Raw genomic sequence first — 25,285 nt, forward strand, 5'->3', positions numbered from 1 at the left:
GAGGCAGAAGACTGAATTGGCTGCGAAGCGGGAGCTAAACAAATGGTTAGCTATGGTAATGGGCTACAACTTAGATGCTTTTAAAGGGATTTTAAGATCTTTTAAAGATTGGGAGGCTGCAATTATTCAAGCAATTATCCAGCCATACTCCAATGGATTCACAGAAGGCTGTAACAACCTGATTAAGACGGTTAAGAGAGTTGCATTTGGAATGCGTGATTTCAACAGATTTAGGAACCGGATTCTCTATGTGAATTGGCAAAAAAGGAACTCGGCAAATGCCTTGCCGAGTTCCTAAAAGGCGATTTAGTTGTGGGGCACCCCAACATTTGACAAAGAACCAAATAAAAAATCCCCAGTAATGAATCTCTCATCATTCCTTACTGGGGATTTTTGTCATCTCTCGATGAGGGGAGAAATTTCCGTGACCCCCTCCCCTCTAAGGGGAAGGAATCTTCTGCCGCCACACAAAATAAAAGAGGCGCCACCGAAGTGGCGCCTCTTTTGTTATCGTGTTTCACAAACACGAACCGTTGTGGGTTCTTAGATTAAAGGCCTTTTCTCAGTTTGAGGGCTTCAGCAATCGTGCCGATAGCTACGATGTAAGCACCTACACGCATGGTGGTGTTGTACTTCTTAGCAGCATCGTAAACGTTTGCGAAAGCTTTGACCATCATCTGTTCCTGTCTGTCAACAACTTCTTCTTCGGTCCAGAAGTATCTGTAGAGGTTCTGTACCCATTCGAAGTAGGAAACAGTTACGCCGCCGCCGTTAGCGAGAACGTCAGGAACAACTTCGATGCCTCTCTTATGGAGGATGACATCAGCTTTATCATCGGTCGGGCCGTTAGCAGCTTCGACGATCATCTTAGCTTTGATCTTGTCAGCGTTCTTTTCAGTGATCTGGAGTTCCAGAGCAGCCGGAATCAGAACATCAACATCCTGGAGAAGAACTTCGTCGCCGCTGATAGCGGTAGCACCAGGATAGCCTTTGATCAGGCCGTCATGAGCTTTGGCATATTCTTCAACTTTGTACGGATCCAGGCCGTTGGCATCATAGATACCGCCGGAGATATCGGACAGGGCAACAATCTTCAGGCCTTTATCGGCTGCGCATTTAGCAGTCCAGGAACCAACGTTGCCGAAGCCCTGGATAGCGATGGTTGCATCTTCCGGTTTGATGTTGTGGCGTTTCAGCAGTTCCAGCGTAGCGGTGATAACGCCACGGCCGGTAGCGGAGGTACGGCCAAGGGAGCCGCCCATGCAAACAGCTTTACCAGTGATAACACCCGGTTCGAACTGGCCTTTGATGATGGAGAATTCATCGGTCATCCAAGCCATGATCTGAGCGTTGGTGTTAACGTCAGGAGCAGGAATATCCATCTTTTCGCCGATAACCGGAGCAATCTTGTCGATGTAGCCACGGGTCAGTCTTTCGAGTTCGCCTTTGGAGAGCTTGCGAGGATCAACGATGACGCCGCCTTTGCCGCCGCCGTAAGGCAGACCAGCAATTGCGCATTTCGTGGTCATCCAGAAGCCCAGCGTCTTTACTTCATCCATGGAAACGTTCTGATGGAAACGAACGCCGCCTTTGCCCGGGCCAAGCACCGTGCTGTTGCAGGAACGATAGCCAGTGAATACTTCAACGTGACCATCATCCATCTTTACAGGGATGCTGACTTCAACCGTGCGTTCCGGGTTGGAGATGATCTTTTCGATGTTGGGATCCAAGTTGATCAGCTTGGAAGCTTCAGCCATAGGGATTTGTGCCATTTCAAATAAACTCATTTGTAGCGCCTCCTAAAAAATAGTATCTAATGAACCCTTACGAGCACATTATAGCACAATTCAGAGTTGACAGAGTATTTTTTTGTATTTTGTATACAATTTGTTTTTCTACATCGAAAAAGCTAGGCACAGCCTAGCTTTTCATTGTATTTGTAAATTGTTCGTAGACCTTGTCAAAAGGAATGCCAGCAATAATTTTTCCCTCATATTGCTTGGGCAGGGCCTTGATGACGCCGGCTAAATGACTCGAGGTGATGCCGCACTGGATGCTCAAAAACGCTTCCATAAAGGCCGCCAAGTGGTCGCAGCCCTTGAGCATGGCTCCGTCAATGGGTTCATAGCGGTCTTGGTTGTAGGCCTCGGGAATGTCCCCCGTAAGGAGCACCACACGCCCCTCTTTGCGGATCCGGTTCTGGAATTCATGCATGGTGAAGTTCATGATGTCGCCATGCCAGCTGTCAGGCAGGAGGGGCAGGAGGATTTCCTTCATCTGCCGGTTCTCGATTTCCTTGATCAGGTCATCAAGGCCTTCGATGGACCGTTTGATGGGCGAAATGATATCCCGCGTAAGGACTTCGGGCAGGTCATGCCAAAGTCCACCCAAAAAGTCATTGACGACACGGCTGCGGCAGGCCCCCAGCTTGCGGGCACAGAAATAACCCATGATGGCCACCACCAACACATGCCCCATGACGGAAGTCTCAGGTACGCGGGGCGACTGGCTCCAGCGCTTTTGGAACCGCAGTTTTCCAATGAGGTCGACGAATTTGCGGGTCTTTCCTTCCATGGCAATCTTCTGGACGCCGGCAAGGTTATAATGCTCTTCCAGTTCATCCCGAATGGTGCTTTTGATCTCTTCAACGCCAAAGATGCCTTCATTCATATGGTAGATGATGCGGAACTCCCATTCCGTGGCAAGATAGTGGGCAGCGCGGAGGATCTGCTTTTCAAGGCTATGATCCTTTTCATCATAATAATGGCGCATTTTTTTCATGAAGTGACTGCCTTTTAAGGAAGGAATGCGCTGCTCCAGTTCCCGGTAGACCCACTTATTGAGAAGAGGGCCCTTTTCACGCATGAGTTCATGGTAGATGGGCGGCTTGATGTCCGTCAGGACGACGCGGTGCAAAAATTCAAAGATGCCGCCTTCAACAAGGACTTCCCAATCAAGACGCGCTCCATGATCTTGTTCTTCACAGCGGGCAAGAACGTACATGATCATCATTTTATGGGCCTGCTTATCCAGTTCCGTAAAGCCCTGGGGCCGGATATGATCGTTCCAGCGCTGAATATGGGCAGCTTCAAAGATAAATTCAATAAGATCCCGGGGAAGTCCCAAGGTTTCAAGTGCGGTCATGGCAGCTCCTTTCCCCTGCTTTCCGGCAGGTGCCCTTCTTTATGGAATCATTCTTTTGATGCTCTTATTATACCCTTTTCTCATGGTCTCTGGGGGCATTTTTCGGGGCTCCATCGACTGTTTCACAAAAAATTCGTGCTTTTTTCCCTCTTTTTCAAAAATCACGGCCTTTTTCCGCAAAAATCTTTGTACAAATCCCGCCTATGCTATATAATGGTAAGACATCCTTAAAAATTTGCATGACCGCTGATTTTTAGCCAAATCAGCGCTTTTCTTGCGAAAATCCACTGATAGAGAAAGGTTGTGACACAACAAAGATGAAAGAGATGATCCGACTGGTAGGCATTACCAAGGAATTTGAACAAAATACCATCATCCCTACCTTGGACCTTACCATTGGCGACGGAGAATTTGTCACCCTCCTCGGCCCTTCGGGCTGCGGCAAGACGACCATCCTCCGCATGATTGCCGGCCTTGAGCATCCGACGACTGGTCATATTTATTTGGATGACGAGGACGTGACCTCCCTTGCGCCCTATAAAAGGAATGTCAACATGGTGTTCCAGCACTATGCCCTCTTCCCGCATATGACGGTTGAAGACAATATTCGCTTTGGCCTCATGATGAAAAAGGTGCCCAAGGAGGAACAGGATAAGCGCATCGATCAAGTGCTCTACCTCACGCAGCTGGAAAACCTCCGCTACCGCAAACCGCAGCAGATGAGCGGCGGCCAGCAGCAGCGCGTAGCCATTGCCAGAGCCGTCGTCAATAACCCTAAGGTGTTGCTTCTTGACGAACCGCTGGGTGCCCTTGACTATAAACTGCGCAAAAAGATGCAGCTTGAACTGAAGAATCTCCAGCGCGGGCTTGGCATCACTTTCATCTATGTTACGCACGATCAGGAAGAAGCCCTCACCATGAGTGATCGGGTCATCATCGTAAAGGACGGCCGCATTGAGCAGGACGACCCGCCTGCGGCCATCTACCAATATCCCAAGAGCCAGTTTGCCGCAGGCTTTATTGGTGAAAACAACTTCTTTGACATTGAAGGCGATGAGGACCACGTCCTTGCCGTAAGGCCCCAGTTCATCGAGGTCTCCAAGGAAAGCGAGGACCTTGAAGGAACGCCCAAGGAACCTTTCTATTATGGATCCGTTGTGGAACTGCTGTTTACGGGGACTTTTGATAAGGTCTTTATCCGGCTGGACAACACCAACCAAATGGTGACAGCCTACCAATATTATGATGACAAGAAACGGTGGAAGGCGGACGACCGCGTTGGCATCAGATGGAACGCCGAAGAAGCCGTGAAGGTGATAAAATGAAGCGGGGAAAGCTCCTTGTCGTCCCGGCCATGGGATGGCTGACCCTCTTTTTTGCCCTGCCCCTCCTTATCGTCGTGGTCGTGTCCTTTGCGTCCCGTACCGCCTACGGGCAAGTCGTCTTTAACTGGACGCTCGCAAACTACACTCGCTTTTTCGAGCCTCTGTACCTGACGATTTTTGCATCGACCCTCGTCACGGCCTTCGTGACAACGCTCCTTACTTTTGCCATGGGCTACCCCGTAGCCTACACCATTGCTATGATCCTGCCCAAAAAGTGGCAGCAGGCGGGCATCATCCTCGTCATGATTCCTTTTTGGATCAACTTCCTGATCCGCTCCTTTGCGTGGGTCATCATCCTGCGTTCCCAAGGACTTGTCAATACGTTCCTCCTCTACATGGGATTCATTGAAAAGCCGCTCAACCTGCTCTATAATGACGCAGCCGTCCTTCTGGGCATGGTCTACGCCTTGCTTCCTTTTATGGTGCTTCCCATCTATGTTTCCCTGGAACAGATGGATAAAAGGCTCCTGGAAGCAGCCAGCGATCTTGGTGCCCCGCCCAGCGTGGCCTTCCGCAAGGTGACCCTGCCCCTTACCATGCCCGGTGTAGCCGCAGGTTCCATCCTCGTCTTCATTTCTTCGTTGGGGATGTTCGTCGTTCCGGATATCATGGGCGGCGCCAAAAGCGCGCTCATGGGCAACATCATCCAGAACCAGTTCCTTGCTGCACGCGATTGGCCCTTTGGCAGTGCCCTTTCAATCATCCTGGCATTTTTGGCCCTGTTGATGATCCTTTTGTACTACAAGGCCCTTCAGGCCCAGAAAGGAGGCGCCCAGCATGCAAAAAACCTGGCGTAGTACGCTCCTTGTGGCCTACACCTTGGCCATCCTGGCCTTTTTGTACCTGCCGCTATTTATCCTTACCCTCTATTCCTTCAACGATTCCCGCATCAATGCCGTCTGGGCCGGCTTTACGCTCAAATGGTATGCGTCCCTGCTCAGCAATGACCGCGTCCTTGAGGCCCTGACCAATTCCCTGCTCATCGCTTCCATTACAACGGTCGTGACAACGATCATGGGAACCTTCGCTGCCATTGCCCTCCATCGCTACCAATACCGTTCGAAAACCGTTCTCAACAGTCTGCTCTACCTTCCGATCCTCATCCCGGAAATTGTCATGGGGCTGTCGCTTTTGATCCTTTTTTCCCAGCTCGGTCTTTCCCTTGGGAAACCGACCCTGATTGTGGCGCACATCACGTTCTGCCTGTCCTTTGTCATCATCACCGTCGGAGCCCGTCTGGAAGGAAGCCGGCAGGATATCGAAGAGGCCGCCAGCGACCTTTACGCGACGCCGCTGCAGGCCTTCCGCTATGTAACGCTTCCCATGATTGCGCCAGGCATCATCGCCGGGGCCCTCATGGCCTTTACCCTTTCCATCGATGACTTTGTCATCAGCTTCTTTGTGGCGGGCCCTGATTCGACGACCCTGCCCCTTTACATCTATGCCATGGTTAAACGGGGCATTTCCCCGCAGATCAACGCCCTTTCCACCTGTATGATGCTGGTCACGGTTTCCCTTGTGGTCGTAAGCCAGCTTTTGCAGATGAAGAGCCTCCATGATACCCGAAAGGAGTAAGCTATGAAAAAATTCCGCACCCTTTTTACCCTCATCTTGGCCCTTTTCCTCCTTGCTGCTGCCGGCTGCGGCGGCGGAAAGGAAACAAAAAAAGAAGAAGGCCGTGTCCTCAACATTTTTAGCTGGGCTGATAACTTCAATCCTGAAGTCATCAAGGAATTCGAGAAAAAATATGACTGCAAGATCAACTATGACGTCTTTGCCAATAATGAAGAACTCCTTGCCAAACTGCAGGCCGGCGGCGCCCAATATGATGTTATCCAGCCTTCGGACTACATGGTCACGACCATGAAAAAACTGGGCCTTTTGGAAAAACTCGACAAGAGTAAGATGCCCAATACGGAATTCGTCATGGATAAGCTCAAAAAGAATACCTTTGACCCCAATGGTGAATATTCCGTCGTCTACACCTGGGGTATGACAGGCATCATCTACAACAAGAAATACGTCAAAACGGCTCCGACCAGCTGGCAGGATCTGTGGAACCCTGTATACAAGGGACGCGTCATCCTCCTCAACGACAGCCGTGAAGTCATTGGCATGGCCCTCAAGAAACATGGTTTTTCCAACAACGCAACGGATCCGGGCCAGATTGACATTGCCTTCAAGGACCTCAAGACCCTGGCGCCGAACGTCCTTGCTTACGATACGGATTCCATCAAGCAGAAATTCATTGCTGAAGAAGCGTGGATCGGGATGATGTGGTCCGGCGATGCCCACTTTGTCCATAATGACAATCCCGATGTCGGCTTTGTCATTCCTAAGGAAGGAACCACCGTTTGGGCCGATACACTGGCCATTCCCAAAGGCGCCAAGCACAAAGAGCTGGCAGAAGCCTTCATCAACTTCCTCTACGATCCGGAAGTCAGCGTCAAAAACTATGAATACATTGGCTACAATGACCCGAACACGAAGGCCACTTCCCTTCATAAAAAAGACTTCATCAACGATCCCATGTTGAAGATGGCTGTTGACGAAATCGATAAGGGCGAATGGCTCACCGATATCGGCGATGCGATTACCCTTTATGACAAGGATTGGACGGAACTGAAGACCATCAAATAAATAAACTGGGACCGCTCTTGTGAGGGCGGTCTTTTTTTACGGCAAGAAAGACGCTCCTTACGGGGTATCTAGAATATCGATGGCTAAATGCCTTGTAATTTTTAGGAAAAGGACTACAATATTAAACGCGGCAGGGTGATTCCCCTGCCGCTGATTTTGCGAGGGGGTAATGACCATGACAGAAAAAGATTATGAAACCAAGGTCCAGGAGATTGCGCAAAGCGCCTGCTACGACAAGGCAGAGAAATTGGACCTTACCTATAAAGGCTACCACGTATTTGATGCCCAAGGGACTTCAAGTGTCCTTTCCGGCTATCCGCTCTTCATCCTTGCGGGAAAAGGAACGGTCCGCCGCGCCGATATCCATGAAACATACGATATCATGGGAGCACTGACGCAGGAAGCACGCTAAGAAAGTCAAAGGGCGTGCGAAGGAATGCAGATTTCTTCGCACGCCCTTTTTCTTGTCTGGGACAAGGTCCCATAGTATACTGAAGATATAAGAAATCATTTCATGAAGAAAGCAGCGTGATACAAGCATGGATTCTCAGCAAACTTCTGTTTTTTCAAATGGACTCCTCTGGTTTGGTGCCGGTATTTCCATTGCGGAAATCCTTACAGGCATGCTCCTCTCCCCTTTGGGATGGGAAAAGGGCCTCTGGGCCATCTTCATCGGCCATATCATTGGCGGTGCCGTCATGCTCGGAGCGGGCATCATGGGAGCCCGGAGCCGGTGCAGCGCCATGGAAACGGTCAGCTTTTCCTTTGGTAAGGAAGGCGCCAGGTTCTTTGCCGGCATCAACGTCATTCAGCTCATCGGCTGGACGGCTGTCATGATTGTCAGTGCGGCAGCAGCCGCCGAAATCATTGTGCCTTTGGGAATGGCGCTCTGGGACCTCATCATTGGCGCCCTCATTGCCCTATGGATTATCATGGGAATGACAACCCTTGGACGGGTCAACGTCCTTGTCATGACTGCCCTCTTTCTTTTGACTGCCGTCCTTTCAGGCACCATCTTTGGCGCTGACACTGCCGCGGCGCCAAGCGGCACCATCACCTTTGGAGGCGCCGTGGAACTAGCTGTCGCCATGCCGCTTTCCTGGCTCCCGGTCATTTCGGACTATACACGAGAAGCGGAAAAACCGGTGAAAGCAACCGTCGTCAGCTGCCTGACCTACTTTGCCGCCAGCTCCTGGATGTTTGTCATCGGTATGGGCGCGGCCCTTTTTACGGGTGAAAGTGACATTGCAAAGATTATGCTCGGTGCCGGCCTTGGCGTATCGGCCATCGTCATTATCCTCTTGTCGACGGTCACGACAACCTTCCTTGACGCTTATTCAGCGGGCGTATCCGGCCGGGCCCTGACAACATGCCTTTCGGAAAAAGGACAGGCCCTCATCGCAACGGCCCTTGGCACACTCCTTGCCATCACCGTTGACGCCAGCCGCTTTGAAGACTTTCTCTATTTCATCGGTTCCGTCTTTGCTCCTATGACGGCCATCATGCTGGCGGATTACTTTTTTATCCATGAAAACCACCAAAAAGAACGTGTAAGCGTCCTGAAACTCCTGATTTGGGCCATCGGCTTTGGCCTTTATCGCTATCTTCTCAATGCCGATACGCCGCTCGGCGTAACCTTCCCCGTCATTGTGGCCGTCATGGTGATGGATGTGGTTGTGAGTAAAATAGTAGGTCAGTCCAAAAATCGGGCTGATTTGAAGTAGAACGTGAGACCCTAACTTTAGAATAGATGAAAGGGAAACGGCGCGGCTTCTCATCCACCACCAATAAGGCATGCTTGCCTCATTTTATATGGCAACATGCAGCCTTCGCTTCCCGCCTTGGCAAAGGCAGATCGATGCTGCGCACCGAGTAACTAAGGCAGAACACGAAGGCGTGTCGTTCCGGAAGGTATCGCTATCTTTCTGCCTTTTCTGCCATCAACCACTTGCAAAAAATAGGTAAAATATAAGAGCCCTACCCCGAATCTGCGCTGATGTTCGGGGTAGGGCTTACTTGTAGGCTTATGTTTTTGGGTCTTTTGCCTTACGAGCAGGAGCAAGGCACATTCTTCGATGGTTCAAAGCCGTGAATCGCAAGACACCGCGAAGCGATTTGGCAGTAGGACCGTGTGACCAAAAAATCAATTCGGTGCCCTCCCTGAGGGCGGTTTGGTGCCGCATGTTTGGTTCTTTTTTCCTTAGCGGGGTTACTTTTACAACACAACACTGCCCTCCAGCGGCACGATGCTTGCTCTGACTCAAAATCAAAGCTTGACAGCAGCGCAGCCATGGCTGCTGCCAACACAAAAAAACTCCCCTTCCCGCAGGAAGAGGAGTTTTTTACTGTTAGGTTAGATGTGGAACAGGCCGAGAAGGGCACCGCAAAGAAGGGAAATCCAGGACAGGACCCACAGTCTCGGAGCACAGAACTTCAGGAGTTCCTTGATTTCGATCCCAGCAAGACCGCAGGCGAGGAAGGTCGTTGCAGCATGCGGGGTAACGAGAACGCCGTAGTTCTTACCAATGAGCATGGCCATAGCCATATCATGGGGATCAACACCGAACTGCTGACCAACGCCGATAGCCAGCGGCAGCAGACCAAAGAAGTAGGAGTCCGTACCGAGCATCATGCCGATAGGCACAGCAAAGATACCGAAGATATCCTGCAGGTGACCGCCCAGTGCCGTCGGAACGAGAACGATGAGCATTTTGGCCATTTCCTTCATCATACCGGTCTTGGACAGAACGCCCAGGAAGACACCGGAAGCAAGAAGGATCATCGGCATGGTCAGTGCCGTGGCAGCGTGCATTTTAATGGCACGAGCCTGATCGGCTGCAGAATGGAAGTTGGCGATCAGCGCAATGGCAAGGCCAAACATGAAGGCGGCATACATCGGAATCTTAGTGAAGCAGAGCAGGCCGATAACAAAGAGGGTCAACAGTCCGTTGAACCAAATCATCTTTGGACGAGCCATGAATTCCTTATCCGCATCACTCAAAGAGTCATCGCTGCTGTTGGAGTTTTCTTCAGAAAGTTCAGCGGCTTTGCCCGTCGGAACAAGGCCAGCACCGCGGCGTTTTTCCATGACGCCCATGTAGGCGGCAAAGGCAACGAGGATAACAAGGCCTACGCCCTGAAGAGGAATGAGTTCCTGCCACAGAACGTTGACGTCAGCATTGAGGACAACGCCCGTACGAGCGACAGGACCGCCCCAAGGAAGCAGGTTCATGATAGACATGGCAGCACCGATAATGCAGACGAGCACAACGGGGCGCATGTGAAGTTTCTTGTAGATCGGCAGCATAGCCGGGATGGTGATGAGCAGCGTGGAAGCAAGGGCGCCGTCAAGGTGGGAGATAACAGCGATGAGGCTCGTTGCAACCGTAACCATGACGATGTTGGAGCCCGCTTTCTTGACGAGCCAGTTAACCATCGGATCGAAAAGACCCATATCCCCCATCATGGAGAAGTAAACGATGGAGAAAATGAACAGAACTGCCGTGGACCAGGTCTTACCAACACCAGCCTTGACGAATTCAAAGATCTGTGCCGGCGTGAACCCGCAGATCAATGCGGCAATGACCGGTACAATAACAAACAGAGGCACAGGGTTCGATTTGGAACGAATCAGTGCCGCGACGATGATGACAATCATCGCAAAGCCAACAACACCCAAAAACATGATACAACCTCCTTAAGATTCTTTAGGTCCTAGAAACCGGGCGATGTCTCGGGGGCCGTTTTATGAATTGTAGGATAATTTCTTACTGTCAAGCGATCGGAAAGTATCGTTTGAAACAGTACGCCCTTCATCTTTCCTCTGAGAAGAGAATAGCATATGACAAACTTGAAAACTAATATAAGGTTTGAAATATTTTCTATAAGCTTATCCTTATGTTATGTCTATTTCCCTAGGAAGAATCAGGTGTTTCGGGTTTCGCTCTTATTTATCGAATTTAAGTTATTTTAAGAAAATTTTAAAATTAGGGATATCTAACCTTTTATTTTCAGTCATTTTCTTTTTTTTCTTCATTTTCCCGTCCCCTTTTTTGGCATCCAAGAAATCAAGAATAAGAGCGTCAAGGGGGTCCTCATGTTTTAGCTGTTTTTCCATAACACGCCGCTGTCAAAAGCGGCATGGATAAGCGCCCTATCTAAGCGTTCTTCCAAAAAAAGCTGACCCCCTTCTTTGGGGATCAGCTCATATGGTTGAAGTTTGCCGGTTAGGTCGACAGCCCTTGAAAAAGAGACTCCATACGGTAAAGGAAGATGGATAGGATGAGCAGGTCCGCACAGCCGCCAGGACTGATGTGACGGGCCACAAAATCATCGTTGAGCTTCCATACGGCAGCAAGTCCTTCTTCCGTAAAGGCCCCGCCCTTTTGTAGAATGTCCTGGGCTGCCTGTTGAGCATAGTATAGGGTTTGCCGGTCGCTCCGACTGAGGATATTCGTGTCTTCCACGCCAGCCATGAGGCGCAGGAGGGTTTCAATATAAATCTCATTGGTCCCCTTTTTTTCAGTAAAGAGTTCCCGTAAAGCCGGCAGGCCAATGGATGAAACAGCGGGGAACCCATCCATCGCTTCCCCGCGGATCCCGCGGCAGCCTTCCTTTATGTAAAGGACTTCCCCATGGGTGTGGGGATGATAGGGATCGATCTTGCGGAAGTCTTCTTCAAGGATGGGCGTCACGGTCTCCCCTACTTCCTTAAGGATGGTTTCGCCTTTGACCCTATGGTCCCGCTTCAGGGCCCGCAGCGTAAAGGCAGAGACCGTTCCTAAAGAAAAGATGATGCCTTTATGGGTATTGACGTTTCCCGTAGCCCGGAACATGGCCTTTTCCGCGGCAGCCCCCATGGGGCGCAGGGTACGAAAGAGCGCCTCACCACTTCCCGCAAAGTTCCATCCCGTTTCGGCCATGCTGAGGAGATGGGGCAGGATTGCTTCCGTGCTTTTTTTGAAGGTTTCCTGGTCCATATCATCATGAGCACCAGGATTGTCAAGGTCCACCAGACCCGGTTTGGGGGTTGCTGTCACTTCTCCCAAAAGGGCTTCTTTCATGGAATCCTGGGTATGGGAAAGGACGAAATCGGTTAGGATCCGCTCCACATTACGGATCAGGACGGGCAGGCTGTGTTTGCGGCTCCGGGCACAGCCTTTGGCGGGCTCACTGCAGACAAAGCAGCGCCGCTCAGGAAGGCCAAGTTCCTCCCGCGACAGCTTCCGTCCGTTGGTATCAAGGACATCCATATCAAAAAGACGGCCCAAACGGTCCTCATTTTCAAGGCGTGCCGCAATGTCTTTCACGGTTCCAGCGGCCCCGTCGAGGACATAGTATTTTTCATAGCCGGTCTTATAATCGATGACTTTATGAAAAAGGATGGGAATCCCTGCTCCTACAAGGGCCTTTTCCAGACGGCGTACGCCTTCTTCAAACCCTATACGGATAAGGGGCGACACCTTCTGCGGTCCAGGGATGTTCATCGTAAAAAACAGCAGCGGTTTGTGGAACCGCTCGAGGAGCTTCCGCTGAGCCAAGGCCCGTCCGTCCCGAGCCCGCAGCATATCGGGGACTTCCACGCGAAGTTCCGGAGGTACAGTGAGTTTATTTTTCATTCGTCGGATTGATCCTTTCTTTTTTCCCAAGGGTCCTGATGAGTTCGATAAAGGCCCGGGCATAGGGGCTCAGGTACGCGTCTTTTCTCGTGCAGACATAGCAGTAGCGCTTATTGGCAACGCCCAGGAGCGGATAAAGGACACAGTCACCCTGCTCCATAAAATAATGGTCCAAATAGACATCCGGACAGATAAAGACAGCATCCATGGTGCTGACAAGCCGCTTCCCCACTTCGATGCTGCTGGTTTCAAGGACCAAATGGGGTTTGATGTCGTATACGTCAAAAAGGGTATCCTGGACCTTACGGACGTTATGCCCTTCTGTAATGGAAATAAAGTCTTCATTCTTTGCTTCCGTAATATGGATGGGCACACCGGGATCGATGCGCTGGGCCAGCATGGTCAGCTTGTTGGCGACCAGTACGACGTCTTCGGTCTCGACAAGTTCGTAAATGAGTTCGTCGTTTCCCGGTGACGTCGTCATGATGGCAATATCGACATCGCCGTTGAGGACGGATTTTTCCGTAATGTTGCTCCCTGCTTCCTTGATTTCCAGTTTGATGTGGGGATAGCGCTGGCGGAATACGGGCATGACCCGGGGCAGCATCTGCATTGCCCGCTGAATAGGGATTCCCAGACGCAGGGTGCCGTACCCTTCATATTGGATGTCCGAGACTTCATGAAGCAGGTTCGTACTGATGGTAATGATCTTTTTTACGGCCGCAATATACTTTTTCCCCGCTTCTGTAAGCACGATGGGTTTAGTATTGCGAAGAAAGATCGGTGCACCAAGATATTTTTCCACAGCCTTGATGGTCTGGCTCAGGGCCGGCTGTGAAACATGCATGGTCTTGGAGGCATTGGTGATGCTGCCTTCCTTGATGATTTCCATGATATACTGCGCGTGCTTCAAGTTAAGTCCCATTCTTTGCTTCTCCTGTACAGGTTAGGATGGATCATTTCTCCGTGCTCTAAAAAAGCCCTCTTAGGGCTTTGCTTTTGCTTGGTTCCGGCAGGAGAAATGCATCTCATTTAACATCATTTGGTCCCGTATTCAGAATGTTTCTTAATTTCACGTCAATTAAGAAAACAGTGTCAATCGGGCCAACCCACAAGGGATGCGGGGTTTGACAATATAATAAGATTCGACTTATGGTCATTATACCATTATTTATATTAGTTTTCCAATTTTTCCTGTGCTACTATCAAGGTGTAAGACTGTAAACAGTTCTTTTCTAGAAATGAAGGAGGAATTTTCATGGAATTAAAGAAGGCAGCCATGGCTGGCACCGTTGAGTCCTCCGATGCCCAAATCACCGTTGAACCCGGTACGAATGGCATCGAACTCAATATTGAAAGCAGTGTCATCCAACAGTATGGCAGACAGATCAAGGCTGTTGTCTTGGAAACCCTGAAGAAACTCGATGTTAAAAACGCTAAGGTTTCCGTAGTTGACAAAGGTGCACTCGACTGCACGCTGAAAGCACGTGTAGAAGGCGCCGTTTTCCGCTCCATCAATGATGATCCGGATACGCCGAATCCTTGGGAGGTCTTATAATATGGCAGTGATCAATACGAACCCCAACTTCAAGCGTCTCAGAAGATCCATGATGTTCTTGAACGCTCAAAAACCGAGCCTCATCAAAGACCCGTATGTATATAAACCCGATTCCATCATGCTTGACCTGGAAGACGCCGTGGCTGAAAACCAAAAGGATGCCGCCCGCTATTCCCTGTTCCATGCCCTGAAGGAAATCGATTATCATGGCTGCGAACGCGTTGTCCGTATCAACGGCCTGGAAACTCCGCACTGGAAGGAAGATATCCGCGTCTGCGTAGCTGGCGGGGCCGATACAATTCGTATTTCCAAAACGGAATCCGCTCAAGATGTTAAACTCGTAGAAGAAGCCATCACGGCTGCTGAAAAGGAATTCCATAAGGAAGTGGGTTCTACCCTCATCATGGCCGCTATCGAATCGACGAAGGGGATCCTCAACGTCTACGATATCTGCCAGGCTTCTGACCGTCTTTTTGGTGTAGCCCTTTCCGGCGGCGACTACACCCGTGACCTGCAGACCTCCATTTCCAAGACCGGTGTCGAACTCATGGGCGCCCGTCAGCAGATGGTCATTGCTGCACGCGCTACGGGCCGTATGTGCTTTGATACGGTCTATACCGACCTGGATGACATGGAAGGCTTCCGCAAGGATGTCGAAATGATCAAGACCATGGGCTTTGACGGCAAATCCATCATCAACCCGCGTCAGATTCCGGTCTGCCACGAAGTCTTCACGCCGAACGAAAAACAGATTCGTTGGGCTGAAGCCGTTGTCCGCGAAATCGACACCAAGAAGGCGATGGGGATTGGCGTATTCACCCTGAACGGCAAGATGCTTGACGTAGCTTTCTATGATGGCGCAAAAAGAACGATCGCCCTGGCAAAAGCTGCCGGTGTTTATAAGGGGGATTTATAATATGAAGAATGCAGTAGGTAGAGAAATTCCAGAGGAAATCCTGAAAGCAACCGGTAAGGAACCGTTCCAGGGAAGCTTCTCCAAACACCTCGTTGCTTATCAGGCTGCCACCCATACGGTTGCACCTGTAATTGACCCGAGTTACAGCAAAGTTGTCGATTCCATTGAAGATGTCCTGAAAAAATGCGGCATCAAAGATGGCATGACCCTCTCCTTCCATCATCATTTCCGTGAAGGGGACTATGTTGTCAACATGGTCATGGAAGCCGTCCACAAGATGGGCATCAAAGACCTGACCATTTGCGCGACTTCCCTGGGTAAGGCCCAGACCCCGATTGTCCCGATGATCGAAGATGGCACCATCACGAACATCCAGGCTTCCGGCGTGCGCGGCAAGATTGGTGAAGCCATTTCCAACGGCAAACTGAAAGGCCTTGCCATCATGCGCGGTCACGGCGGCCGTGTCCGTGCCATCGAATCTGGTGAAGTCCATGTTGACATTGCCTTCATTGGTGCTCCTTGTGCCGATGATATGGGCAACTGCCGGGCTTTCGGCAGCGCTAACGGCAGTGACTGCGGTGTTCTCGGCTATGCAGCCGTAGATGCCCAGTATGCTGACAAAGTTGTCGTTGTCACCGATACGCTCGTTCCCTTCCCCAACGTTCCTGCTTCCATTGACATGACGAACGTTGACTACGTTGTCAAAGTTGACGCCATTGGCGATCCCAGCAAGATTGCTACGGGGGCTGCCAAACCGACAACGGACCAAAGAAAGCTCCTCATGGCCAAATACGCGGCTGATTTTATGACCTATATGCCTTGGTACAAAGATGGTTTCATCTACCAGACCGGTGTTGGCGGGGCTTCCATTGCTTCCACCAAATACCTGGCTGACCATCTGAGAAAAGATGGCATCAAGATTGGCGTAGCCATGGGCGGTATCGCTCAGCCGATCTGCGAACTGCAGCATGAAGGCCTCATCGACAAGATTGCTGATACGCAGGATTTTGATACGGCTGCCATTGAAGACATCAAGACGAACCCGAACCATTATGAAATCACGACGAGCCAGTATGCTGACCCCTTCAACAAGGGCGCTTACGTCAATAAACTGGACTTTGTCATCCTCGGTGCCCTCGAAGTTGATACGAAATTCAATGTCAACGTTGTTGTCGGCTCCGACGGTGTCATCACCGGGGCACAGGGCGGTCATCCGGATACGGCTGCCGGTGCTAAATGCACCATCGTCATTGCGCCTCTGCTTCAAGGCCGCAGCCCTGCAATCTGCACGGAATGCACGACCATCACGACGCCGGGTGAGACCGTTGACGTTGTTGTCACCGATTACGGCATTGCCATCAACCCGAAACGTACGGACATCATTGAAGCTGCCAAAGACTGCGATCTGCCGATCTGCACCATTGAAGAGCTTCGCGACAAAGCTTACGCCATGGTTGGCGAACCCGACCCCGTCCAGTTTGATGACCGCGTTGTCGGTATCATCGAAGCCCGTGACGGCTCCATCATGGATGTTGTCCGCAAAGTAAAACCTTACGAATTTAAATAATCTGTATGCTGAAAAGCCGCTCCCTTAGGGGCGGCTTTTTTTAGACATTAGGACCTAGTTTGCAGCCTCTTTTCTTTTCATTATAAAAGGGTCCCTTGCCTTATCCCCTCGTTTCAGCCTTTTCGATTATTCATTTCCCTGAACATAAAAAGAACCTGTAAAAACGAAATGTCAGCGTTCTTACAGGTTCTTCTTTTTATTTGTTACACTTTGGCTTCATCCTTGGTCAAAAATCCAAGGGCAATGATCATCGCATTGAAGATCCAGAAATATATGCCCAGCTGTAGATTAAACAGGGTATAATCCGTCATCCCTGCGACAAAGATGCCTACAAGGGACGCAATATAACCGCAGGCAAGGCCGCGGATCCAGGGCTCTGCCTCACGATGCCGGATGCTGCGGGCAAGGACCGCCAACTGATACATGATGTACAGGAAAAGGGCAAGGCCCGGAATGCCCAGCTCGGCCGCAATGTTGGTCAAAAGATTGTGGCTATGGTACATGATGACGCTGGGATCCACATAACCGAAATTATAGTCAGGGAAGGCAAATTGATAGCCGTACCAGCCCACGCCAAAAGGATGCTCCTCAATCATGGAGGTCGCACTGTCCATGTACATCAGACGCAGCTCTGCCGATGTATCCTTGATGGAAAAGATGGACATGATGCGGGCCGACAAACGGTCCCAGCCAATCCACAGGACCCCTAGTCCCCCACCGATGAAAGGCAGGAACGCTTTGTGGTAAAAAGCGCCGGCAAAGACAAAGAGGACAAAGAATAGGGCAATCCAATTGCCGCGGGAGAACGTGAGGATCAGACAAGTAATGGCAAGAAGAAAGATCACTGCAAGGGAGGCCCTTCTCTTGCCGCCTTTCAAGGGAGCAAAGAGGCCTTCACTGTAGGCCGCGGTCATGACAAGGAAACTGGCGAGGATATTGGGGTTTTCCAACGTTGAGACAGCCCGTTTGGTCATGAGCGGGAACGCGGCGTGATCGATCCATTCCGCATCCTGGATGGCAATGACACCAAAAAAGTACTGATAGATGCCGTAAAGCGCCACCAGACCGGCCGAGACCATAAAGACCTTGACAAGAAACAGGGACCGCCGGCCCGTACTGCCGTAACGCAGGACAAAATAGAATGAGCCGGCCTTGAGTCCTACCACAACAATCCAGTTATAGGCGCTTAAAAAAGGCTCCTGGGACCAACAAACACTCACAGCAGATAGGAGAAAGAGCGCCCATAAGGGGCGGCTGATCTTTTTGGGAACCGTCACCTTGGGCCAGAACTGTCCCGTCTTTAGGATATTCGCAAAATTCAGCACCACCATGACGAGAAACAGGCCAATGGCAAGATTCAGATGGATCGGCAGAAGGAAAACATACGCCACAAGGAGTCCGTAAAGGATCTGGTTCAGGTTCCAAGATTCGGGAAAGATTTGTTTATGTGTCATAGGAAATCCTCTGAGAGGCCCTTTGCCTTGAAGGTGCCCACAAGATAAAGGGAGCCGCAGACAAGGACCACATCATCCGGTCCGGCCTCATGGACCGCCGTTTCGAAAGCAGTCTTGAGATCATCCATAGGAATGGCCTTTTTATGTAGGCGACGGGCAAGGACATCGGGCTTTTCGGCCCGCGTGCCGTTATCAGCAAGAACGGTATAGATCGTATCCGTATCCCGGAAGAGGATCTGGGCCACTTCGCTTACATCCTTATCCCCCATCATGCCAAAGATGAAATAACGATGGCCATGGGGATAATAGGTATCAAGGGCCCGCCGCAGAACCGTCACGCCGGAAGGATTATGGGCCCCGTCCAGGATCACGTCGGGCCGTTCATGGATAAGTTCCATGCGGCCTGGCCAGGTCGTGAGATCCATGCCCTTGAGGATCTTCTTTTCTGTAATGGCAGGATCCTTTTTTGCCAGCACTTCCGCGGCTTTAAGGGCCACGGCAGCATTCACGATCTGATGGGCGCCGGCAAGATGGATGGTAACTTCCCGCTCACCGGAATGAAACGGATAGAGGAAGAGCTGTTCCTGCATGGATCCAGCAAGCAGGGTTGCGGAAAAATCCTCACCATAGACATAAAGAGGTGCCGATTTTTCTTCACTTGTGACCCGAATGACTTCAAGGGCACTGCCGTCAGCGGCGGTCACAACAGGAACGTGATCCTTGATGATGCCGGCCTTTTGTTCCGCAATGGCTTCAATGGTCTTTCCCAGCCGGTCCGTATGCTCCAAGGTAACGTTCGTAATGACGGAAAGCTCTGGCACAATGACGTTCGTCGAATCCCAAAGGCCGCCCATGCCGACTTCGATGACGGCATAATCCACCTTTTCCTTGGCAAAATAAAGGAAGGCCATGGCGGTAATGACTTCAAACTGGGTCGGCTGTTCGCCGCCATTTTTGAGGAATGTATCGACAGCAGCCTTGGTTTCTTCCGTCACAGCAGCAAAATCCTCATCGGAAATATCAACGCCGTCGATGGACATACGCTCATTATATTTAACAAAGTGGGGCGACGTATAGCACGCTGTCTTTTTCCCCGAAGCCGTGAGGATATGGGACAGGTAGGAAGCCACGCTCCCCTTTCCGTTGGTTCCCGTTATATGGATGGTCCGGATCTTGCGTTCCGGGTGATCCAAGAGTTCCACAAGGCCCGTGATGCGTTCCATACCGAGATGGATGCCAAATTTACCAAGACTTTCGATATACTGCATCGCTTCGTTGTAGTTCATGATTCTCCTCCGGTCCCATTAAGGCAAGGACCGCGCCAGAAGGCCAGGGCAGGCTTTTCCTGCCCGGACCCAGATTGAGGTTACTGGAGTTTTTGAAGTTCCTTCAGTTGGTCTTCAAGGGCGGTAAGACGCGCCTTGACGTCTTCTTTCTTCGCTTTTTCCTTTTCCACGACCGCTTCCGGAGCTTTGGCGAGAAACCCTTCATTGGAAAGCTTGCCCTCAATGCGGGACAGTTCCTTTTTGGCCCCGTCAAGTTCCTTCGTCAGCCGCTTCATTTCCTTTTCCACGTCAATGAGACCCTTAAGGGGCAGATAGACCTTGGCGCCTGTCACAACGGCTGTCATGGCGTTTTCCGGCGCTTCGTCATTGATATCGCCCAATGTCAGCGTGTCCACCGTGCCCAAGCGTTCGACGTATTCCGGATGGCCTTCAAAGACGCTGCGGAAAGCAGGTTCCACCAAGATCGTGGCCGGCGCTTTCTTCCCAGGGGCAGCGTTTACTTCGGCCCGCATGTTGCGGATGGCTTTGATGGCATCCATCATGACCGTCATTCCGCTTTCCACGCTTTCATCCATGAGGGATTCATCCGCCACAGGCCACGGCGCAATCATGATGCTCTCCCCTTCATGGGGCAGATGCTGCCAGATTTCTTCCGTAATGAACGGCATATAAGGATGCAGCAGCTTCATGGCATCGCCCAGGACGCGGCAGAGGACGAATTGAGCCGTTGACCGTTCTTCCGGATGCTCCTTATCATAAAGGCGGGGTTTGATAAGTTCGATGTACCAGTCACAGACTTCACCCCAAATGAAATCGTAGATGAGGCGGCCGGCTTCTCCGAGTTCAAATTTTTCGAGGAAGCTTGAAACGTCCTTGATGGTGTGCTGCAGGCGGGACAGGATCCAGCGGTCAGCAAGGGTCAGAGGCGCCCGTTTAGCCGAAGCATCATACCCATCGAGGTTCATGAGGGCAAAGCGCGACGCGTTCCAGATCTTATTGGCAAAGTTTCGCGTTGCTTCGATGCGGTTCCAATAAAAACGCATATCGTTGCCCGGCGTATTGCCTGTAATGAGCATGAAGCGCAGCGTATCGGCTCCATATTTGTCAACAACTTCCAAGGGGTCAATGCCGTTACCCAGGGATTTACTCATCTTCCGGCCCTGTTCATCGCGGACAAGACCATGGATGAAGACATGCTTAAAGGGAATTTCCTTCATAAATTCCATGCCCATGGTGATCATGCGGGCAACCCAGAAGAAAATGATGTCATAGCCCGTCACCAGGACGCTCGTCGGATAAAACTGCTGCAGTTCGTCCGTCTTGTCCGGCCAGCCAAAGGTGGAAAAAGGCCATAGACCGGAACTGAACCAGGTATCAAGGGCATCTTCATCCTGATGGATGTTGTGGCTGTGGCAGTGCGGGCATTCCGTCAAATCCGTCCGGGACGCCATCTGCTTTCCGCAGTCGTCACAGTACCACACAGGGATACGGTGACCCCACCAGATCTGGCGGGAAATGCACCAGTCATGGATGTTGTCCATCCAGTTCGTATAGGTCTTCGTGAAACGGTTCGGCACAAACTGGATGCGCCCGTCTTCAACGCATTCCACGGCGGCCTTCACGAGGGGTTTCATTTTGACAAACCACTGCGTGGAAATAAGGGGTTCCACGACGTGGTGGCAGCGCTGGCAGTGACCGACAGCATGGGGCGCGTCTTCGATCTTGACGAGAAGACCCAAGTCCTTCAGGTCCTGGACGATATGCTTGCGGCATTCGTAACGGTCTTCCCCTTCGTATTTGCCGGCGTCCGCCGTCATCTTGCCGTCAAGACCGATGACCGTCAGACTGGGCAGCTTCTGGCGCTGCCCCACTTCATAGTCGTTGGGATCATGGGCCGGCGTAATCTTTACGGCGCCCGTACCAAATTCAAGGTCAACGTATTCGTCGGCCACAATGGGGATAAGGCGGTCCATGATGGGAAGGCGAACCTGTTTTCCCACAAGGTCCTTATAGCGTTCATCCTTGGGGTTTACGGCAACGGCCGTATCGCCGGGAATGGTTTCCGGACGGCTCGTGGCAATTTGGAGATAGCGCCCGGCTTCCCCTTCGATGGGATAATTCACATACCACAGATGGCCCTCGTCATCCTGGTGTTCCACTTCAACGTCAGACAGGGCCGTACGGCAGTTGACGCACCAATTGATGATGCGCGTTCCCTTATAGATGAGGCCTTTTTCATAGAGGCTGACAAAGGCCTCACGGACAGCACGGGAAAGTCCTTCATCCATGGTAAAGCGCTGACGGTCCCAGTCGCAGGAAATGCCCAGGCTCTTGAGCTGAGTCACGATGCGGTCGCCATATTCTTCCTTCCACTGCCAGACCCGTTCCAGGAATTTTTCACGGCCCAGGTCATAGCGAGTGAGGTTTTCCTTCTTTTTCAGTTCCTCTTCCACTTTGATCTGCGTGGCAAGTCCCGCGTGGTCATACCCGGGAAGCCAGCAGGTATTGTCCCCCATCATACGATGCCAGCGCACGAGGATGTCCTGCAGGGTATTATCAAGGGCATGACCCATGTGGAGCTTACCGGTGATGTTGGGCGGCGGAATGACCACACTGAAGGGTTTCCGGCTCTTATCGACGGGTTGATGGAAAAAGCCATGTTCCACCCAATATGCATACCATTTCTTTTCCACTGCCGCCGGGTCATAGACCTTGGGGATGTTGTTTTCTTCTGCCATACTTCCAAAAGCCTCCTTAGCCTGTAAAAAAAATAAACCCGTCCCATCAGATAGGACGAGTTCGGTCGCGGTACCACCTATTTTCCCAATTGCTTGGGCAACTTGAGGACGTAACGAGCCAAACGGGCGGGCTTACTTTGGTTCAGCACGCCAGCTCCCGGGCGACTTCAAGGGATTTTCCTAGATGCTTGCACCGGCCGCATCTTCTCTTAAAAGGAAAGGGCCCCCTACTCCTCCCGTTCAACGCTTTTTACATATATAGCTTATTTTACCAAGGAGCGCGGGGAATGTCAATCTTTCCGCCGGTTCCAAAAAAGGAACCTGCAGCTGCTGCCACAGGTTCCCTTGTGCTATTTGACGATGATCACCGGTACGGGCGACAGCTGGGCCACCTTGCTGCTCACGCTGCCCAGGAGGAATTCCTCCACGCCTGACAGACCGCGTTTACCGATGACAATGGCATCGGCACCTTTTTCCCTAGCCACGGTAACGGCCATTTCAGCGGCGTCGCCAAATTCCATGTCGAACTCGGCTGCACCAGCAAAATCCTTCAGTTTGTCCTTTGCCGTATCAAGGACCATCTTACCAATCTGGGTTGGTTTCACGCTCGTATCCTTGACGGGCTTATTGCCAACGACAATGAGCTGGTTGACTTTATTGCTCGGCACCACATGGATGACAATGAGTTCACCGCCCACAGCCTTTGCCATATCCGCCGCCGTTTCAAGAGCACGGAAACTGGTTTGGGAACCATCAATCGGAACGAGGAATTTCTTGAACATAAGACCACCCCCTAGTTACGGCGTCTTTTCTTTCCTCTGCCTATTTCACGATAAGGACAGGGACAGCGGCGTACTGCGCCACGCGGGAGCTGACGCTGCCCAAGAAAAATTCAGCGATGCCGGACAGGCCACGGCTTCCGATGACGATGGCATCTGCATGTTTGTCCTTGCTGAGTTCAATAATCCGGTCCGAGGCATGGCCCACATCCATGAGATAGTCGACCTTGCCCGTAAAGCCTTCCATCTTGGTTCTTGCCGTGTCAAGAACACTGCTGCCAATACGGGTCAACTGGTCATTTTCTGCAGCAACAGCCGTCTGGTCCAAGCTGTTGATATAAAGATCGGCACTGCTGTAAGTCTGGACGATATGAGCTACAATGAGCTCACCGTCATACTTCACAGCCAGATCCTTTGCCGTTTCAAGGGCTCTCCAGCTCGTCGAGGAACCATCAACAGGAACTAAGATCTTCTTGAACATACACCTCTACCTCCTTACCTTAGGGGAACCTCCCTATTCCTAGCGTCAGGTACCATACCTGCTATTTGACGATGGTCACCGGACAATGGGCACTTTGGGAAACCTTTGTGCTGACACTGCCCAGGAAGAATCCGGCAAGGACGCCCATTCCGCGATTGCCCATGACGATGAGGTCCGCGTCAATGGTCTCTGCCACTTCGCAGATTTTTTCCGCCGGATCGATATCGACATATTTCTTGAAGGTGATCTTGTCATAGCCTGATTTTCCTGCCTCCCGCTGTGCCAGTTCAAGCGGGGTCAGGCGGGCCGATTCAATCTCGTTGCCGTCCTTATCCTTCACAGCCGGTTTGATACGGCTCAGGTCGTAGGGAATATCCACATTGAGGACAACAATCTCACTTGCAAAATGTTTCCCCAACTCAATGGCAAAATTCATGGCACGCAGGGAAATATCGGACCCATCAATGGGAACCAGGATCTTTTTCATCATAGGAAACTCACCTCCATAAATACGCGGGCCGCAGTCCTTATTTTACGATGAGGACCGGCACCGAAGCATACTGGGAAACCTTGGAACTGACGCTGCCCAGGAAGAATTCGGCAATGCCGGACAGGCCGCGGCTGCCGATGACAATGGACGTGCAGGCCTTTTCCTTGCTGACAGCAATGATCCTCTCGGACGGATGACCGACTTCAAGAAGGAATTCTTTTTTGCCCTTGAAGTCCTGCATTTTTTCCTTGGCCGTTTCAAGGACGCTGTTGCCGATCTTTGTCAGTTCTTCATTACCTTGGCTGATGGTGGCCTGATCTAAGGGCACAACCAAGAGTGCAGCATTGTTATAGGGTTGAATGACATTGACAACAACCATTTCCCCACGGAATGCTTCGGCCAGTTTCTTTGCTTCTTCCATGGCTTTCCAACTCGTTTCAGACCCATCAACAGGGACCAGGATCTTCTCAAACATATAACCACCTCCAAGTGATCTGCTATTCTTATCCTTATTGTCCTTATTCGCCCTTCGTTTTGGGAACCCTTTTATTTTTACCGTATTGTGAGAAAAATTTTTCCTATAAGAAAATATATGACAAAAGTTACACAATAGAGGTAAACTGTCTCTATTAACCTTATATTATGCTCAATTTGTTTCTCATTAGTCCCTTCTTTCCCATCTCATGATCTTCTTATTTGATTATCATCAAAATTCCAAGCTTTTTTCTAAAAAAGGAAAAATTTTCTTTTCTCCGACCATCGTGTATAATGATGGCTGAAAACTGATTGATTGAGGTGTCACTGTGGAACTTTTTATTTTTATTCTTCTCCTTTCCCTTATGTCCTTTTCCGTCGCCTTTTTGGTCTACGGATTCTGCCTCCGTTTTTTCGGGGCTTCAGGGACTAAGTCAAAGATTGCCCAATGGACGCTGACGCCCCTTGTGGTCATCTTATGGAACCTCCTCGTCATTACGCGCAATGACATTTCCCGCGCCATCTTGGGCGCCCTCCCCATGGTCGCCCTTGCAGCCTTTGTCATCTACTACAAAATAAAGCATGGCCAAGACGACGCACCGGAACCGCACGAGTTCATTGAGAAACGGACCAGTGCCAAGTCCTTGAAGCACAAGGAAAAAATCCGCAAACGGGAAGAAGCAAAGCGGGCGCGGCGGGAAAAGAACAAATAAGGGGCAGCCCTGTAAAAAGGAAAAGCTGTGAAGCAAGAACAC

General features: G+C 51.0%; 24 protein-coding genes and 1 other annotated feature. Of the genes, 11 read left to right on the forward strand and 13 right to left on the reverse strand.

The window, feature by feature from the left end; all coding sequences use genetic code 11:
* The coding region (locus tag H503_RS0105990; protein WP_162141334.1) for a transposase at positions 1-298 on the forward strand (298 nt) is incomplete at its 5' end.
* Between the two features lie 250 nt (positions 299-548).
* Here H503_RS0105990 and H503_RS0105995 read toward each other — a convergent pair.
* Together H503_RS0105995 and H503_RS0106000 are read right to left on the reverse strand one after the other, a co-directional pair.
* On the reverse strand, positions 549-1,787 hold the full coding sequence (locus tag H503_RS0105995) for a Glu/Leu/Phe/Val family dehydrogenase (RefSeq protein WP_009016244.1): 1,239 nt from the start codon (positions 1,785-1,787) through the stop codon (positions 549-551).
* 133 nt (positions 1,788-1,920) lie between these two features.
* Complete coding sequence (locus H503_RS0106000) at positions 1,921-3,144, reverse strand: HD domain-containing protein (RefSeq protein ID WP_016459695.1); 1,224 nt, start codon at positions 3,142-3,144, stop codon at positions 1,921-1,923.
* A 317-nt stretch (positions 3,145-3,461) separates the two neighbouring features.
* Between H503_RS0106000 and H503_RS0106010 the strand changes: the two genes are divergently transcribed.
* The 6 genes from H503_RS0106010 (at position 3,462) to cytX (ending at position 8,893) form a co-directional block, all read left to right on the forward strand.
* Positions 3,462-4,469 carry an ABC transporter ATP-binding protein gene (locus H503_RS0106010; RefSeq protein WP_014128220.1) on the forward strand — a complete coding sequence of 336 codons (1,008 nt, stop codon included), beginning with the start codon at positions 3,462-3,464 and terminating at the stop codon, positions 4,467-4,469.
* Positions 4,466-5,326: an ABC transporter permease gene (locus tag H503_RS0106015; RefSeq protein ID WP_009016247.1), complete on the forward strand. Its 861-nt coding sequence runs from the start codon at positions 4,466-4,468 to the stop codon at positions 5,324-5,326. Before H503_RS0106010 ends, H503_RS0106015 begins: the two co-directional genes overlap by 4 nt.
* Entirely contained in the window at positions 5,307-6,104 is a 798-nt protein-coding gene (locus H503_RS0106020) for an ABC transporter permease (RefSeq protein WP_026385573.1), read from the forward strand. Before H503_RS0106015 ends, H503_RS0106020 begins: the two co-directional genes overlap by 20 nt.
* Before the next feature lie 3 nt (positions 6,105-6,107).
* Entirely contained in the window at positions 6,108-7,169 is a 1,062-nt protein-coding gene (locus H503_RS0106025) for a polyamine ABC transporter substrate-binding protein (RefSeq protein WP_026385574.1), read from the forward strand.
* Positions 7,170-7,344: 175 nt separating this feature from the next.
* The gene (locus H503_RS0106030) at positions 7,345-7,581 is read left to right on the forward strand and encodes a hypothetical protein (RefSeq protein WP_016459697.1); all 237 of its coding nucleotides are present in this window, start codon (positions 7,345-7,347) and stop codon (positions 7,579-7,581) included.
* Positions 7,582-7,708: 127 nt separating this feature from the next.
* On the forward strand, positions 7,709-8,893 hold the full coding sequence (cytX, locus tag H503_RS0106035; RefSeq protein WP_009015464.1) for a putative hydroxymethylpyrimidine transporter CytX: 1,185 nt from the start codon (positions 7,709-7,711) through the stop codon (positions 8,891-8,893).
* A gap of 629 nt (positions 8,894-9,522) precedes the next feature.
* Here cytX and H503_RS0106040 read toward each other — a convergent pair.
* The 4 genes from H503_RS0106040 to H503_RS0106055 all read right to left on the reverse strand — a co-directional run bounded on the left by H503_RS0106040 (position 9,523) and on the right by H503_RS0106055 (position 13,712).
* Positions 9,523-10,854, reverse strand: a complete 1,332-nt coding sequence (locus H503_RS0106040; RefSeq protein WP_009015465.1) for a CitMHS family transporter — start codon at positions 10,852-10,854, stop codon at positions 9,523-9,525.
* 279 nt (positions 10,855-11,133) lie between these two features.
* On the reverse strand, positions 11,134-11,286 hold the full coding sequence (locus H503_RS12450) for a hypothetical protein (RefSeq protein WP_021737052.1): 153 nt from the start codon (positions 11,284-11,286) through the stop codon (positions 11,134-11,136).
* Between the two features lie 109 nt (positions 11,287-11,395).
* Positions 11,396-12,787: a triphosphoribosyl-dephospho-CoA synthase CitG gene (citG, locus tag H503_RS0106050; protein ID WP_016459698.1), complete on the reverse strand. Its 1,392-nt coding sequence runs from the start codon at positions 12,785-12,787 to the stop codon at positions 11,396-11,398.
* A complete protein-coding gene (locus H503_RS0106055; protein WP_009015467.1) occupies positions 12,777-13,712 on the reverse strand; it encodes a LysR family transcriptional regulator in 936 nt (311 codons plus the stop codon). Before H503_RS0106055 ends, citG begins: the two co-directional genes overlap by 11 nt.
* A 333-nt stretch (positions 13,713-14,045) precedes the next feature.
* On the opposite strand from H503_RS0106055, the gene citD reads away from it, so the two are divergent.
* The 3 genes from citD to citF are packed head-to-tail and all read left to right on the forward strand — an operon-like array spanning position 14,046 to position 16,828.
* Positions 14,046-14,345, forward strand: coding sequence for a citrate lyase acyl carrier protein (citD, locus tag H503_RS0106060; RefSeq protein WP_009015468.1), 300 nt, complete (start codon positions 14,046-14,048; stop codon positions 14,343-14,345).
* Position 14,346: 1 nt separating this feature from the next.
* Entirely contained in the window at positions 14,347-15,261 is a 915-nt protein-coding gene (locus H503_RS0106065; RefSeq protein ID WP_009015469.1) for an aldolase/citrate lyase family protein, read from the forward strand.
* A 1-nt stretch (position 15,262) separates the two neighbouring features.
* Positions 15,263-16,828: a citrate lyase subunit alpha gene (gene citF, locus H503_RS0106070; RefSeq protein WP_009015470.1), complete on the forward strand. Its 1,566-nt coding sequence runs from the start codon at positions 15,263-15,265 to the stop codon at positions 16,826-16,828.
* Positions 16,829-17,031: 203 nt separating this feature from the next.
* Here the strand turns inward: citF and H503_RS0106075 are convergent, their stop codons facing one another.
* From H503_RS0106075 to H503_RS0106105, 7 genes are all read right to left on the reverse strand, one after another.
* Complete coding sequence (locus H503_RS0106075) at positions 17,032-18,282, reverse strand: O-antigen ligase family protein (protein WP_009015471.1); 1,251 nt, start codon at positions 18,280-18,282, stop codon at positions 17,032-17,034.
* Positions 18,279-19,568: a bifunctional folylpolyglutamate synthase/dihydrofolate synthase gene (locus H503_RS0106080; RefSeq protein ID WP_009015472.1), complete on the reverse strand. Its 1,290-nt coding sequence runs from the start codon at positions 19,566-19,568 to the stop codon at positions 18,279-18,281. The genes H503_RS0106075 and H503_RS0106080 overlap by 4 nt, the downstream gene beginning before the upstream one ends.
* Positions 19,569-19,648: 80 nt before the next feature.
* Positions 19,649-22,306, reverse strand: coding sequence for a valine--tRNA ligase (locus H503_RS0106085; protein WP_009015473.1), 2,658 nt, complete (start codon positions 22,304-22,306; stop codon positions 19,649-19,651).
* 48 nt (positions 22,307-22,354) lie between these two features.
* Positions 22,355-22,559 (reverse strand) — a binding site (T-box leader).
* Positions 22,560-22,656: 97 nt separating this feature from the next.
* The gene (locus H503_RS0106090) at positions 22,657-23,088 is read right to left on the reverse strand and encodes a universal stress protein (protein WP_014128212.1); all 432 of its coding nucleotides are present in this window, start codon (positions 23,086-23,088) and stop codon (positions 22,657-22,659) included.
* Between the two features lie 40 nt (positions 23,089-23,128).
* Positions 23,129-23,566, reverse strand: a complete 438-nt coding sequence (locus tag H503_RS0106095) for a universal stress protein (RefSeq protein ID WP_009015474.1) — start codon at positions 23,564-23,566, stop codon at positions 23,129-23,131.
* Between the two features lie 61 nt (positions 23,567-23,627).
* Positions 23,628-24,056, reverse strand: a complete 429-nt coding sequence (locus H503_RS0106100) for a universal stress protein (RefSeq protein WP_009015475.1) — start codon at positions 24,054-24,056, stop codon at positions 23,628-23,630.
* A gap of 37 nt (positions 24,057-24,093) precedes the next feature.
* Complete coding sequence (locus H503_RS0106105; RefSeq protein ID WP_014128211.1) at positions 24,094-24,531, reverse strand: universal stress protein; 438 nt, start codon at positions 24,529-24,531, stop codon at positions 24,094-24,096.
* A 328-nt stretch (positions 24,532-24,859) separates the two neighbouring features.
* Between H503_RS0106105 and H503_RS0106110 the strand changes: the two genes are divergently transcribed.
* Positions 24,860-25,243, forward strand: a complete 384-nt coding sequence (locus H503_RS0106110) for a hypothetical protein (RefSeq protein WP_014128210.1) — start codon at positions 24,860-24,862, stop codon at positions 25,241-25,243.
* Positions 25,244-25,285: the final 42 nt, after the last annotated feature.

Source organism: Acidaminococcus intestini DSM 21505 (genome assembly GCF_000425045.1).
GTDB classification, from domain to species: domain Bacteria; phylum Bacillota; class Negativicutes; order Acidaminococcales; family Acidaminococcaceae; genus Acidaminococcus; species Acidaminococcus intestini.